The sequence below is a fragment of the Pseudomonas sp. SIMBA_068 genome (assembly GCF_046534705.1).
In the GTDB taxonomy this organism is placed as follows: Bacteria; Pseudomonadota; Gammaproteobacteria; order Pseudomonadales; family Pseudomonadaceae; genus Aquipseudomonas; species Aquipseudomonas putida.
The window spans coordinates 113,132-126,689 of the sequence record NZ_JAWRYI010000004.1 but is presented as its reverse complement, the minus strand read 5'-3'; the positions used below and the strand labels follow the sequence as shown (position 1 = coordinate 126,689).

Genomic DNA, 13,558 nt, shown 5'->3' with positions numbered 1-13,558 from the left:
GCATGATTCCCTACAAGAAGCGCGCAAACCTGGGCCTGTGTGCCCTGGCTGCGGCCATCACCCTGGCCGGCTGTGCCGGCCTGCCCGACCAGCGCCTGGCCAACGAAGCCCTGAAGCGCGGCGACACAGCATTGGCCGAGCGCAACTACAAGGCCCTGGCCGACCTGGGCTACAGCGAAGCGCAGGTGGGCCTGGCGGACATCAAGGTGGCCACCCGCGACCCGTCGCAAATCAAGGAAGCCGAGGCCACCTACCGCGCCGCGGCCGCCACCTCGCCCCGTGCCCAGGCGCGCCTTGGCCGCCTGCTGGTGGCCAAGCCCGACAGCACCCAGGCCGAACGCGAGGAAGCCGAAACCCTGCTCAAGCAGGCCGCGAAACAGGGCGAAAGCAACACCCTGATTCCGCTGGCCATGCTCTACCTCAGCTACCCGCAAAGCTTCCCCAAGGTCAATGCACAGCAGCAGATCGACCAGTGGCGCGCCGCCGGCAACCCCGAAGCGGGCCTGGCCCAGGTGCTGCTGTACCGCACCCAGGGCACCTACGATCAGCACTTGGGCGACGTGGAAAAGATCTGCAAGGCCGCGCTGAGCACCACCGACATCTGCTACGTCGAACTGGCCACCGTTTACCAGAAACGTGGCCAGGCCGACCAGCAAGCCGCCCTGCTCGGCCAGCTGAAATCCGCCTACGCCCGTGGCGCCGTACCGGCCACCCGGGTCGACAGCGTTGCCCGGGTACTGGCCGACCGCAGCCTGGGCCAGACCGACGAGAAAACCGCCAAGGAACTGCTCGAACAGGTAGCCCCGGCCAACCCGGCATCCTGGGTCAGCCTGGCGCAACTGTTGTACGACTTCCCCGAACTGGGCGACACCGACCAGTTGCTGGCTTACATCGACAAGGGCCGCGAGGCCGAACAGCCACGCGCCGAACTGTTGCTGGGCCGCCTGTACTACGAAGGCAAGACCCTGCCGGCCGACGCCAAAAAAGCCGAGCAGCACCTGCAAGCCGCCGCCGACGCCGGTGAAATCAGCGCCCATTACTACCTGGGCCAGCTGTACCGCCGCGGCTACCTGGGCAATGTCGAGCCGCAGAAGGCCGTCGACAACCTGCTGGCCGCCGCGCGTGGCGGGCAGAACAGCGCCGACTATGCGCTGGCCCAGTTGTTCAGCGAAGGTCATGGCATCCGCCCGCAACCAGGCAACGCCTGGGTGTTCGCGCAATTGTCCCAGGCCAACCCGACGCCGCAATCGACAGAAATGCTCCAGCAGCTCGACCAGCAACTGACCCCTGACCAGCGCAGCCAGGCCCAGCAACTGCTGGCGCAAGAGAAACAGGCGCGCGGCAGCATGGCGCAGGGGGGCAACAGCACCCTGGCCATCGAAGCCCTGCAAGACGACGAAAAAGAAGTAGACGGTGAGGACTCGCTATGACGCTTAATCCCTTCGTGAAAGCTGGCATCGGCCTGAGCTTCGCCCTGCTGTGGTCCTGCCCGACCCTGGCGGAAATGACCGCCGAGAAAAACTTCGGCCTGGATGTGAAAATCACCGGCCAGTCGGAGGACGACCGTGACCTGGGCACCCGTTCTGGCGGCGACGTCAACGGCCTGGGCCTGGACCTGCGCCCCTGGGTGTACGGCGAGCGCGGTAACTGGAGTGCCTATGCAATGGGCCAGGCAGTCGCCGCCACCGATACCATCGAAACCGACACCCTGCGCCAGAACGACGACGGCACCAGCACCGAAACCGGTGACGACAGCCGCCAACCTGACAAGAACTACCTGGCCATGCGCGAGTTCTGGGTCGGCTACAGCGGCCTCACCGCCTACCCAGGCGAGCAACTGCGCCTGGGTCGCCAACGCCTGCGCAGCGACGATGGCATGTGGCGCGACACCAACATCGAAGCGCTGAACTGGACCTTCGACACCACCCTGCTCAAGGCCGACCTGGGTGTGGCCCAGCGCTTCAGCGAGTACCGCACCGACCTCACCGAACTGGCCCCGGAAGACAAGGACCGCACGCACATCTACGGCAACGTAGCCACGCAGTGGACCCCCGGCCACTGGGTAGGCGTACGCGCCCACCACACCCATGACAGCGGCAGCCTGAAGAACCCGGGCGAAACCGTCGATGCGCTGGACAAGACCCGTACCGGTGACCTGACCTGGCTGGGCCTTGAGGCCAACAGTGACGCCTACAACTGGCGCAACGACCACACCGTCAACTACTGGGGCAGCGTCACCTGGCTGACCGGTGACCGCGACACCCTCAGCAGCCAGGCCGTAGGCAACGAGCAGGTTGCCACCGGCAAGCAAAGCGGCGACGTGAATGCCTGGGCCACCGACCTCGGCATCCGCCTGCGCCTGGACCCGCAATGGCAGGTCGGTGCGGCCTACGCCCGTGGCAGCGGCGGCGGTGGCGACGACGGCTCGAACAACTTCGAGCAGACCGGCCTTGAAAGCAACCGCTCCAACTTCACCGGCACCCGCTCGCGCGTGCACCGCTTCGGCGAAGCCTTCCGCGGCGAGCTGGGCAACCTGCAGGCGGCCACCCTGTTCGCCTCGTGGCAGCTGCGCGACGACTACGACGCCAGCCTGATCTACCACAAGTTCTGGCGTGTCGACGGCAACCAGAACATCGGCTCCAGCGGCATCAACGCGGTGGTCAACGACAACGGCGTGAACCGCCCGCTGGTCGATGGCGAAAAAGACCTTGGCCAAGAGATGGACGTAGTCGTGACCAAGTACTTCAAGCAAGGCCTGCTGCCAGCTTCCATGAGCCAGGCCATCGACGAACCGTCCGCCCTGGTGCGCTTGCGTGCCGGTGTGTTCAAGCCGGGCGACGCCTACGGCAAGGAAGCGGACTCGTACATGCACCGCGCCTTCGTCGATGTGATCTGGCGCTTCTGAGGCCGGTAGGGGACTGACCGTTATGAACCTTCACCCGCACTTACGTCACAGCCTGTTGGCCAGCGCCTTGCTGCTGGCCAGTGGCCTGGTCGCTGCCGCAGAACCTAAGGTGATCGCCAAGGAGCTGCAGCAGGCCAAGACCTATACCGTGGCCAGCGCACCGATCGAGCCGCTGCAGATGGACCCGCCAAAGCTGCCCGACCTGACCGGCTTCACCGCCGAAGCGGTGCAGAAGAAAATCGACCGCCGCCACAAAGGCAAGGTCAGCCTGCGCCGCATGTTCCAGGAGGACACCCTCAAGGAGTTCGTCGGCGGCGACAACAAGGCAGCCGAGTGGGTGCAGCGCCAGCACGGCATCCCGCAGGCGATCTTCGTCGATGACGGCCATATCGACCTGGTCGAGCTGAGCAAGAAGGTGCCCAAGCAATACCTCAGCGAGGTCGAGCCAGGGGTTTACCTGGCACGTCTGCCGATCGTGGTCGGGCAAAAGGGCATCCTTGAGATCGACGGTAAGGTCAAGCAGCTGCGCCTGTCCCAGGAGGGCGGTTCGTTCCTGGTCAATGACGGCAAGCTGTTCGTCACCGACACCCAGGTGACCGGCTGGCGGGAAAAGGACAACGGCCCGGCGACCTTCCGCTCACCCAAGGAATTCCGCCCGTTCCTGTTGTCGTGGGGCGGTACCGAGACCTACATCGTCAACACGAAGATGGCCAGCTTCGGCTATGCCAAGTCCAAGTCGTATGGCGTGAGCATTTCGCAGTACACGCCGAACATGGCCAAGCGCATGGGCCGCCCGGAACCTACCGGCTGGATCATCGGCTCGGAGTTCAGCGACATGTGGTACGGCTTCTACTGCTACGAGACGCAGGACTTCGTGGTCAAGGACAGCACCTACCGCGACAACATCGTCTACGGCATCGACCCGCACGACCGTTCGCACCGCCTGATCATCGCCGGCAACACCGTGTACGGCACCAAGAAGAAGCACGGCATCATCGTTTCGCGTGAGGTGAACGACAGCTGGATCATCAACAACAAGAGCTACGACAACAAGCTCTCGGGCGTGGTGATCGACCGTAACAGCGTCAACAACCTGATCGCCTACAACCAGATCTACCGCAACCACACCGACGGCATCACCCTGTACGAAAGCGGCGACAACCTGATCTGGGGCAACAAGCTGATCAACAATCGCCGCCACGGCATCCGCGTGCGCAACAGCGTGAACATTCGCCTGTACGAAAACGTCGCCATGGCCAACGGCCTGGTGGGCGTGTACGGACACATCAAGGACTTGTCCGACACCGACCGCGACATCGCCCTTGACCCGTTCGACACCAAGGTGTCGCTGATCGTGGTGGGTGGCGAGCTGGCGGCCAATGGCTCCGGCCCACTGTCGATCGACTCGCCGCTGTCGGTCGAGCTGTACAAGGTGTCGATGCTCGCCCCGCGCAAGGCCAGCGGCATCAGCCTCAACGGCATCCTCGGCGAGCGCCAGGACGAAATCCTCGACCTGCTGGTGCGCCAGCAAAAGGCTGTGCTGATCGACCCGGTCGAACGCCAGACCGAAATGATCGATTAAGGAAGCCCAGACCATGACTCCACACCTGATGAAACTGCTGGGCCTGTCCGCTGCCCTCCTGACGATCAGCCAAGGCGTGCGCGCCGAAGAAGTGAAGGCCCCCACTTTCAGCGCCGAGCCCTGCTGCCAGCTGTGCCCCGAAGCGCACGACGCCAGCCGCTACACCACCCGTTACCAGCAGAACTTCACTACGCTGGTGCAGGCCAAGGGCGACTGGCTGTTCCGTACCCGCGAAGACCTGCGCACCGAGTTCAACACCACCCCGGCCGGCTACAAGCGCCTGCAACAAGTGCATGACGCCTTCAAGAAGCGCGGCGTGGAACTGGTGGTGGTGTACCAGCCGACCCGTGGCCTGGTGAACCGCAACATGCTCAACCCGGCCGAGAAAGCCGCCTTCGACTACCAGAAGGCCTTGGGCAACTACCAGGCCATGCTCAAGCGCTTCGCCAGCATGGGCTACAACGTGCCCGACCTGTCGCCGCTGACCAACGAGCAACTGGCCGCCGCCGACCAGGGCAAGGATTTCTACTTCCGTGGCGACCAGCACTGGACGCCATATGGCGCCGAGCGCGCTGCCAAAATCGTGGCCGACACCGTGCACAAGATGCCGGCCTTCGAAGGCATCCCGCGCAAGGAATTCGAGACGAAGAAATCCGGGCGCATGGGCAAGACCGGCACCCTGCACAACGTCGCCGGCCAACTGTGCGGCACCAGCTACGCGGTGCAGTACATGGACCAGTTCGCCACCGAGCCGAAAGGTTCCAGCGGCGGCGACGACCTGTTCGGTGACAGCGGCAACGCGCAGATCACCCTGGTCGGCACCAGCCACAGTGGCAAGAACTACAACTTCTCGGGCTTCCTCGAGCAATACATCGGCGCCGACGTGCTCAACGTCGCCTTCCCTGGCGGCGGTCTGGAAGGCTCGATGATCCAGTACCTGGGCAGCGAGGAATTCCAGAAGAACCCGCCGAAGATCCTGGTGTGGGAATTCTCCCCGCTGTACCGCCTGGACCAGGAAACCATCTGGCGGCAAATCCTTGGCCTGCTTGATGACGGCTGCGACGACCGCCCGGCCCTGATGAGCGCCAGCACCACCCTCAAGCCCGGCAAGAACGAACTGATGGTCAACGGCAAGGGCGGCGTGATCAAAGACCTGATCAACCGCAACCTGCAGATGGACGTCAAGTTCGAAGACCCGTCGGTGAAGGTGTTGCAAGCCACCCTGTGGTACCTCAACGGGCGCCATGAGGACATCAAGCTGGAAAAACCGGAAACCTCCGACACCGACGGCCGCTTTGTCTTCCAGATGCGCGAAGACGAAGACTGGGCCAGCCAGAGCCTGCTGGCGTTCGAGGTACAGGGGCCGGAAAACGGCACCCAGAAGGTCGAGGCCAAGCTCTGCAAACGCAACAACTTCGCCGTGCCTGCGCAAACCGCGCAGGCCGGCCAGTGAGGCGACCCATGACCCATCTGAAGCACATCTTTCGCCCCGCCCTCCTCGCGTTGGCCCTGTTCGGCGGTGCCGCGCACGCCGCGCTGGTACCGCCCCAGGGTTACTACGAGGGGATCGAAAAGCTCAAGACCGGTGACGGCAACTTCCGCTGTGAAGCGGCGCCCAAGCCCTACACCGGCGCACTGCAGTTCCGCAGCAAGTATGAAGGCTCGGACAAGGCACGGGCGACGCTCAACGCAGCCTCGGAAAAGGCCTTCCGCAAGTCGACCGAAGACATCACCACCCTTGAGAAAGGCGTGAGCAAGATGGTTGGCCAGTACATGCGCGACGGCCGCCCGGCGCAGCTCGACTGCACCCTTGAGTGGCTGGGCACCTGGGCCCGCGCCGATGCGCTGCTGTCCACCGACTACAACCACACCGGCAAGTCGATGCGCAAATGGGCGCTGGGCAGCATGAGCGGTTCGTGGCTGCGCCTGAAGTTCTCCAATTCGCAGCCACTGGCCGCACACCGGGCCGAGGCCGAGCTGATCGAAAAATGGTTCGCCCGCCTGGCCGAACAGACCGTGCGCGACTGGAGCGACCTGCCGCTGGAGAAGATCAACAACCACAGCTACTGGGCCGCCTGGTCGGTCATGGCTACCGCCGTCGCCACCGACCGCCACGACCTGTTCGACTGGGCCGTGAAGGAATACAAGGTCGGCGCCAACCAGATCGATGACCAAGGCTTCCTGCCCAACGAAATCAAGCGCAAGCAGCGTGCGCTGGCTTACCACAACTACGCCCTGCCGCCGCTGGCGATGATTGCCAGCTTCGCCCAGGCCAATGGCGTCGACCTGCGCGCCGAGAACAACTTCGCCTTGCAGCGCCTGGGTGAAGGCGTGCTGGCCGGTGCCCGCGATCCCAGCCACTTCAAGGCGCGTGCCGGTGAGAAACAGGACATGACCGACCTCAAGGTCGACGGCAAGTACGCCTGGCTCGAGCCCTGGTGTGCGCTGTACCACTGCGTTGGCGACACGCTTGAGCGCAAGCACGACATGCAGCCATTCAACAGCTTCCGGCTGGGGGGCGATGTGACCCGGGTCTACGACCCGAGTGCAGAGAGCAAGAAATGAATTGACCCCCATTGCGGGGGCGGAACCTGTGGGAGCGGGCATGCCCGCGAAGAAGCCACCGCGGTGCATGGCAAGGGCTTCGCCCTTGTTCGCGGGCTTGCCCGCTCCCACAGGGATCTAAGTTGCCTTCCAGTCTTGCACTGGGGGGTTTGGGGGGCGCTTTGCCCTGGATGCTGTGAACAAATTAGGAGAACCGGGATGGTCTTCTCGTCCAACGTGTTCCTGTTCCTGTTCTTGCCGATCTTCCTCGGCCTGTATTACTTGAGCGGGCAACGCTATCGCAATCTGCTGCTGCTGGTCGCCAGCTACATCTTCTATGCCTGGTGGCGGGTGGACTTCCTGGCCCTGTTCGCCGGGGTCACCCTGTGGAACTACTGGATCGGCCTGAAAGTGGGTGCCGCCGGCGTACGCACCAAACCCGCCCAGCGCTGGCTGCTGCTCGGCGTGGGCGTCGACCTGGCAATTCTTGGCTACTTCAAGTACGCCAACTTCGGCGTCGACAGCCTGAACGCGATCATGACCTCGTTCGGCCTGGAGCCGTTCATCCTCACCCACGTGCTGCTGCCGATCGGTATCTCGTTCTACATCTTCGAGTCGATCAGCTACATCATCGACGTGTACCGCGGCGACACCCCGGCTACCCGCAACCTGATCGACTTCGCAGCATTCGTGGCGATCTTCCCGCACCTGATCGCCGGCCCCGTACTGCGCTTCAAGGACCTGGTCGACCAGTTCAACAACCGCACCCATACCCTGGACAAGTTCTCCGAAGGCTGCACCCGCTTCATGCAGGGCTTCATCAAGAAAGTGTTCATCGCCGACACCCTGGCCGTGGTCGCCGACCACTGCTTCGCCCTGCAAAACCCGACCACGGGTGACGCCTGGCTGGGCGCGCTGGCCTACACCGCGCAGCTGTACTTCGACTTCAGCGGCTACAGCGACATGGCCATCGGCCTGGGCCTGATGATGGGCTTCCGCTTCATGGAGAACTTCAAGCAGCCGTACATCAGCCAGTCAATCACCGAGTTCTGGCGGCGCTGGCACATCAGCCTGTCGACCTGGCTGCGCGACTACCTGTACATCACCCTGGGCGGTAACCGCAAAGGCACCTTCAACACCTACCGCAACCTGTTCCTGACCATGCTGCTGGGCGGCCTTTGGCACGGTGCCAACTTCACCTACATCATCTGGGGCGCCTGGCACGGCATGTGGCTGGCCATCGAGCGTGCGCTTGGCCTCGACACCAACCCGCAGCGCTTCAACCCGGTCAAATGGGCCTTCACCTTCCTGCTGGTGGTGGTCGGCTGGGTGATCTTCCGCGCCGAAAACCTGCACGTGGCCGGCCGTATGTATGGCGCCATGTTCAGCTTCGGCGACTGGCAGTTGTCCGAACTCAACAGCGCCCAGCTGACCGGCCTGCAGGTGGCCACCCTGGTAGTCGCCTATATCTCCCTGGCGTATTTCGGCCTGCGTGATTTCTACCGCAATGCCAAGCCAGCGCCCCAGGCCACGCCGGTGCAGGTCAACAACGACGGCTCGATCGGCCTGGACTGGACCCGGGTGATGACCCGCGCCCTGGTGCTGCTGCTGTTCGTGGCCTCGATCCTCAAGCTTTCGGCGCAGAGCTACTCGCCGTTCCTGTACTTCCAGTTCTGAGGCCGATGACATGAACCGCACATTACGCATTACTTACTCCCTGTCGTTCCTCGGCTTGCTGGTGGGCATGGGCGTGTGGTCCACCGGTGGCCTGCAAAGCTTTCAGCGCACCGAGCAGATGACCCTGCTCAACGGCAAGCTGGCCAAGGCCGCCGAGACCCACTACGACGCCGAGTTCCCGATCAAGCGCCTGGGCACCAACCTTTGGGCGGCCATGGACTTCAAGCTGTTCAACGAGGGCCGCCCCGGCGTGGTGCTGGGCCGCGACCAATGGCTGTTCAGTGACGAAGAGTTCAAGCCCACGGCTGGCGCCGAACAGCTGATGCAGGAAAACCTGGCGCTGATCCGTGGCGTGCGCGACACCTTGCAGCAGCACGGCAGCCAGCTGGTGCTGGCGATCATCCCGGCCAAGGCTCGCCTGTATTCGGAATACCTGGGCAAGGAACAGCCGGCCAGCCTGCACGATGACCTGTACAACCAGTTCCATGCCCAGGTGCGCCAGGCCAACGTGTTCGCCCCGGACCTGCAAGCGGCCATGGAACAAGCCAAAGCTCGCGGCCAGGTATTCCTGCGCACCGACACCCACTGGACACCGATGGGCGCCGAAGTCGCGGCCCAGGCGCTGGCCGAGGCTGTAAGCCGGCAGAACCTGCTCAACGGTGACCCGCAAACCTTCGTCACCGAAGCCGGCAGCACGGCGCCCTACAAAGGCGACCTGACCAACTTCCTGCCACTGGACCCGCTGTTCAGCAACCTGCTGCCGGCCCCGGACAACCTGCAACAACGCAGCACCCGCCCGGCGCAAGCCGAGGGTGAAGGCGACGATGCACTGTTCGCCAACAACGAGATCCCGGTCGCACTGGTGGGTACCAGCTACAGCGCCAACCCGCACTGGAACTTCCTTGGCGCGCTGCAGCAGGCCCTGCGCAGCGACGTCGCCAACTACGCCGAAGACGGCCACGGCCCATTGCTGCCGATGCTCAAGTACCTGCAAAGCGATGCCTTCAAGAACGCCGCACCGCAAGTGGTGGTGTGGGAATTCCCCGAACGTTATCTGCCCATGAAAAACGACCTCAGCAGCTTCGATCCGCAGTGGATCGCCCAGCTGAAAAACTCCCGTAAATCCGAAGAAAACCTGGCCTTGTCGTCCACCCGGACGAACCACTGAACGATAGAGAGGAAATGCACATGACTACCAAGACTTCCATTGCCAAAGCCCTCACCCTCGCGGCCGGCCTTTCCCTTGCTTCGATGCAGGCCTTCGCCGGTGCCGACGCCGCCCTGTACGGCCCTAGCGCACCGAAAGGCTCGACCTTCGTGCGCCTGTACAACGCAGCTAGCGCACCGGCCGCCGCGTCGGTCGGCAACACCCAGATCAAGCAGGTTGGCGCCCAGGCCAGCAGCGACTTCAGCTTCCTGCCAGGCGGTGACTACACCGCCCAGGTCGGCGGCAAGAGCGTGCCGGTGAAGCTGGCCTCGGACAAGTACTACACCCTGGTCAACAGCGGCACCGGCAACCCGCAGCTGATCGAAGAACCACCGTTCAAGAACAAGCAGAAAGCCCTGGTGCGCGTGCAGAACCTGAGCGACCAGCAGCTGACCCTGAAAACCGCCGACGGCAAGACCGAAGTGGTCAAGCCGGTGGCCGCCAACGGCCGAGGCGAACGCGAAATCAACCCGGTCAAGGTCAACCTGGCGCTGTACCAAGGTGACAAGAAAGTGGGTGACGTGAAACCCGTCGCTCTGGAGCGCGGCGAAGCCGCCGTGCTGTACGTAACCGGTTCCGGCAACGCCTTGTCGCCGGTGTGGGTAACTCGCCCCGTGGCTAGCAACTGATCCCCCTGCCTTTAACGACTATTGGAGAAACATGATGATCCCGGTAATTCTTTCTGGTGGTAGCGGTTCGCGTCTGTGGCCTCTGTCGCGCAAGCAGTTCCCCAAACAGTTCCTGGCCCTGACCGGCGAACACACCCTGTTCCAGCAAACCATCGAGCGCCTGGCGTTCGAAGGCATGGACACGCCAATCGTGGTCTGCAACAAGGACCATAAATTCATCGTCCAGGAACAGCTGGCTGCGCTGAAGCTGGAAACCCAAGGCATCCTGATGGAGCCGTTCGGCCGTAACACCGCGCCGGCCGTGGCCATGGCCGCCATGAAACTGATCAACGAAGGCCGCGACGAGCTGATGCTGGTGCTGCCCGCCGACCACGTGATCGACGACCAGAAGGCCCTGCAGCGCGCCCTGGCCCTGGCCACCATCGCCGCCGAGCGTGGCGAAATGGTGCTGTTCGGCGTGCCGGCGACCAAGCCGGAAACCGGCTACGGCTACATCCGCTCCAGCCAGGACGCCCTGCTGCCCGAGGGCGTGGCGCGCGTGGCGCAATTTGTTGAAAAACCCGATGAGAAACGCGCCGCCGAGTTTGTCCAGGCCGGTGGCTACTTCTGGAACAGCGGCATGTTCCTGTTCCGCGCCAGCCGCTTCCTCGAAGAGCTGAAAAAGCACGACGGCGATATCTACGACACCTGCGTGCTGGCCCTGGAGCGCAGTGAGGAAGAGGGCGATGTGCTGAGCATCGACGAAGCCACCTTCGCCTGCTGCCCGGACAATTCCATCGACTACGCGGTGATGGAAAAGACCCAGCGCGCCTGCGTGGTGCCGATGTCGGCCGGCTGGAGCGACGTGGGCTGCTGGTCGTCGCTGTGGGATGTGCATGAGAAGGACGACAACGGCAACGTCACCAAGGGCGACGTGGTGGTGCAGGACAGCCGCAACTGCATGATCCACGGCAACGGCAAGCTGGTGTCGGTGATCGGCCTGGAAAACATCGTGGTGGTCGAGACCAAGGACGCCATGATGATTGCCCACAAGGACAAGGTCCAGGGCGTCAAGCAGATGGTCAAGACCCTCGACGAGCAGGGCCGTACTGAAACCCAGAACCACCTGGAAGTGTATCGCCCGTGGGGCTCGTACGACTCGGTGGACATGGGCGGCCGCTTCCAGGTCAAGCACATCACCGTCAAGCCGGGTGCCAGCCTGTCGCTGCAGATGCACCACCACCGTGCCGAGCACTGGATTGTGGTGTCTGGTACTGCCGAGGTCACCTGTGACGAGAACGTGTTCCTGCTGACCGAGAACCAGTCGACCTACATCCCGATCGCCTCGGTGCACCGCCTGCGCAACCCGGGCAAGATCCCGCTGGAGATCATCGAAGTGCAGTCCGGCAGCTATCTGGGCGAGGATGATATCGAGCGTTTCGAGGATGTGTATGGTCGCACCTCCACGCCGGTCGAGCGTGGGGTATCGGTCAAGACCATCGCGCAGTAAGTAGGCGCCGGGGCCGCTCCCACAAAGGTCACGCGATCTCCTGTGGGAGCGGCCTTGTGTCGCGAAAGGAGGGCAAAGCCCTCCCGCTTTTGAGCCCTCCCCCATTTCAGGCTACGATGGTCAGACCCCGCGCAACCTAGGTCTGCAAGCCCCATGATCATCGGTGCCTTCCTCATCCTTACCTGGCTGGTACTACTGTTGCGCTACCCGGCCAAGGCCCTGCCGATCTCGCTGGCCGCCGTGTTTGGCCTCGGCCTGGTGGCGCTGTTCGTCGCCTGGCAAGACACCCGCGAAACCTCGCAACTGGCCCGGCTGGACCTGCGCCTTGCCTATGCCCCCGAACAATGCCCGGCCGACCGTGCGTTGCAGATACACATGAAAAACGGCAACAAGGCCCCGCTGACCGAACTGCGCTGGCGAGTGGCGGCATACGCACCAGGCGACACGGTGAACCTGGCCGAAAGCACCTACAACGCCCCGCGCTACCGGGGGCCGGGTGATTTGCAGCCGGGGGCCGAGTGGAAGGACTGCCTGCCGCTGCCCCCCCTGCGCGCCGGGTACCGGCCACAGACCCTGGAATTTCGTGCCGAGCACCTGCAAGGTACATTTGCCAATTGATATATCGCCTGTACCGACCCTTTCGCGGGTGAACCCGCGAAGAGGCCGGCACAGGAAAGCCAATCCTCCTTACAACAGGCCCCAACCATGCCCACCGTCCTGATCACCGGTTGTTCCAGCGGCATCGGCCGCGCCCTCGCTGACGCCTTTCGCGATGCCGGCCACCACGTCTGGGCCACTGCTCGCAAGGCAGAGGATGTTGAAGTGCTGAACGCCGCCGGCTTCACTGCCCGGCAACTGGATGTGAACGACAGCGAGGCACTCGCCCGCCTGGCCGAAGAACTCGAAACCCTGGATATCCTGATCAACAACGCCGGCTACGGCGCCATGGGCCCGTTGCTGGACGGTGGTGTGGAGGCCCTGCGCCAACAATTCGAAACCAACGTGTTCGCCGTGGTCGGCGTGACCCGCGCGCTGTTCCCGCTGCTGCGCCGCTCACGCGCAACGGTAGTGAACATCGGCAGCGTTTCCGGTGTGCTGGTCACGCCATTCGCCGGTGCCTACTGCGCCTCGAAAGCGGCCGTGCATGCGCTGAGCGATGCCTTGCGCCTTGAACTGGCGCCGTTCGGTGTGCAGGTGATGGAAGTGCAGCCGGGGGCGATAGACACGCATTTCGCCAACAATGCCCAGCGCCAGGCCGAGCAGGTACTGGCGGCGGACTCACCATGGTGGCCGTTGCGTGAACATGTCCAGGCGCGGGCGCGGGCTTCGCAGGACAGGCCGACTTCGGCGGCGGTGTTTGCCCAGGGTGTGTTGGCGGCAGTCGGCAAGTCGCCGGTACCGGGGGTGGTGCGGTTGGGGAATGGCAGTACGGCGTTGCCATTGATGGCGAGGTTGCTGCCTCGGCGGTTGCTGGATTGGGCACTGCGCAAGCGCTTTGGCCTGCTGCGCCCGCTCTGAGATCTCG

At 63.7% G+C, this 13,558-nt stretch carries 11 protein-coding genes; all 11 read left to right on the top strand.

Annotation, left to right across the window (positions count from 1 at the left end; genetic code table 11):
- Window positions 1-2 precede the first annotated feature (2 nt).
- The 11 genes from algK (at window position 3) to SB756_RS12160 (ending at window position 13,551) form a co-directional block, all read left to right on the top strand.
- The gene (gene algK, locus SB756_RS12210) at window positions 3-1,430 is read left to right on the top strand and encodes an alginate biosynthesis TPR repeat lipoprotein AlgK (RefSeq protein WP_410910902.1); all 1,428 of its coding nucleotides are present in this window, start codon (window positions 3-5) and stop codon (window positions 1,428-1,430) included.
- Entirely contained in the window at window positions 1,427-2,905 is a 1,479-nt protein-coding gene (locus SB756_RS12205; protein ID WP_410910901.1) for an alginate export family protein, read from the top strand. The genes algK and SB756_RS12205 overlap by 4 nt, the downstream gene beginning before the upstream one ends.
- 22 nt (window positions 2,906-2,927) lie before the next feature.
- A complete protein-coding gene (algG, locus tag SB756_RS12200) occupies window positions 2,928-4,487 on the top strand; it encodes a mannuronan 5-epimerase AlgG (protein WP_016498005.1) in 1,560 nt (519 codons plus the stop codon).
- Window positions 4,488-4,500: 13 nt separating this feature from the next.
- Window positions 4,501-5,940, top strand: a complete 1,440-nt coding sequence (locus SB756_RS12195) for an alginate O-acetyltransferase (protein WP_410910900.1) — start codon at window positions 4,501-4,503, stop codon at window positions 5,938-5,940.
- An 8-nt stretch (window positions 5,941-5,948) separates the two neighbouring features.
- Window positions 5,949-7,052, top strand: a complete 1,104-nt coding sequence (locus SB756_RS12190) for a mannuronate-specific alginate lyase (RefSeq protein WP_410910899.1) — start codon at window positions 5,949-5,951, stop codon at window positions 7,050-7,052.
- A 198-nt stretch (window positions 7,053-7,250) separates the two neighbouring features.
- The gene (locus SB756_RS12185; protein WP_016498002.1) at window positions 7,251-8,708 is read left to right on the top strand and encodes an MBOAT family O-acyltransferase; all 1,458 of its coding nucleotides are present in this window, start codon (window positions 7,251-7,253) and stop codon (window positions 8,706-8,708) included.
- Between the two features lie 10 nt (window positions 8,709-8,718).
- On the top strand, window positions 8,719-9,876 hold the full coding sequence (locus SB756_RS12180) for an alginate O-acetyltransferase (RefSeq protein ID WP_049274672.1): 1,158 nt from the start codon (window positions 8,719-8,721) through the stop codon (window positions 9,874-9,876).
- A 20-nt stretch (window positions 9,877-9,896) separates the two neighbouring features.
- Window positions 9,897-10,544 (top strand): alginate O-acetyltransferase AlgF, encoded by a 648-nt coding sequence (locus tag SB756_RS12175; RefSeq protein WP_016489019.1) that lies wholly within the window; start codon window positions 9,897-9,899, stop codon window positions 10,542-10,544.
- 34 nt (window positions 10,545-10,578) lie between these two features.
- Window positions 10,579-12,033: a mannose-1-phosphate guanylyltransferase/mannose-6-phosphate isomerase gene (locus tag SB756_RS12170; protein ID WP_016497999.1), complete on the top strand. Its 1,455-nt coding sequence runs from the start codon at window positions 10,579-10,581 to the stop codon at window positions 12,031-12,033.
- Window positions 12,034-12,186: 153 nt separating this feature from the next.
- Window positions 12,187-12,651, top strand: coding sequence for a multidrug transporter (locus SB756_RS12165; RefSeq protein ID WP_341796737.1), 465 nt, complete (start codon window positions 12,187-12,189; stop codon window positions 12,649-12,651).
- A gap of 87 nt (window positions 12,652-12,738) precedes the next feature.
- Entirely contained in the window at window positions 12,739-13,551 is an 813-nt protein-coding gene (locus tag SB756_RS12160; RefSeq protein ID WP_410910898.1) for an SDR family oxidoreductase, read from the top strand.
- Window positions 13,552-13,558: the final 7 nt, after the last annotated feature.

Excerpts from the sequence above, each read along its gene's own strand:
- SB756_RS12160 (WP_410910898.1), top strand. The coding sequence starts at position 12,739 with ATGCCCACCGTCCTGATCACCGGTTGTTCCAGCGGCATCGGCCGCGCC.
- SB756_RS12180 (WP_049274672.1), top strand. The coding sequence starts at position 8,719 with ATGAACCGCACATTACGCATTACTTACTCCCTGTCGTTCCTCGGCTTG.
- SB756_RS12170 (WP_016497999.1), top strand. The coding sequence starts at position 10,579 with ATGATCCCGGTAATTCTTTCTGGTGGTAGCGGTTCGCGTCTGTGGCCT.
- SB756_RS12205 (WP_410910901.1), top strand. The coding sequence starts at position 1,427 with ATGACGCTTAATCCCTTCGTGAAAGCTGGCATCGGCCTGAGCTTCGCC.
- SB756_RS12175 (WP_016489019.1), top strand. The coding sequence starts at position 9,897 with ATGACTACCAAGACTTCCATTGCCAAAGCCCTCACCCTCGCGGCCGGC.
- algK (WP_410910902.1), top strand. The coding sequence starts at position 3 with ATGATTCCCTACAAGAAGCGCGCAAACCTGGGCCTGTGTGCCCTGGCT.
- SB756_RS12190 (WP_410910899.1), top strand. The coding sequence starts at position 5,949 with ATGACCCATCTGAAGCACATCTTTCGCCCCGCCCTCCTCGCGTTGGCC.
- algG (WP_016498005.1), top strand. The coding sequence starts at position 2,928 with ATGAACCTTCACCCGCACTTACGTCACAGCCTGTTGGCCAGCGCCTTG.
- SB756_RS12185 (WP_016498002.1), top strand. The coding sequence starts at position 7,251 with ATGGTCTTCTCGTCCAACGTGTTCCTGTTCCTGTTCTTGCCGATCTTC.
- SB756_RS12165 (WP_341796737.1), top strand. The coding sequence starts at position 12,187 with ATGATCATCGGTGCCTTCCTCATCCTTACCTGGCTGGTACTACTGTTG.
- SB756_RS12195 (WP_410910900.1), top strand. The coding sequence starts at position 4,501 with ATGACTCCACACCTGATGAAACTGCTGGGCCTGTCCGCTGCCCTCCTG.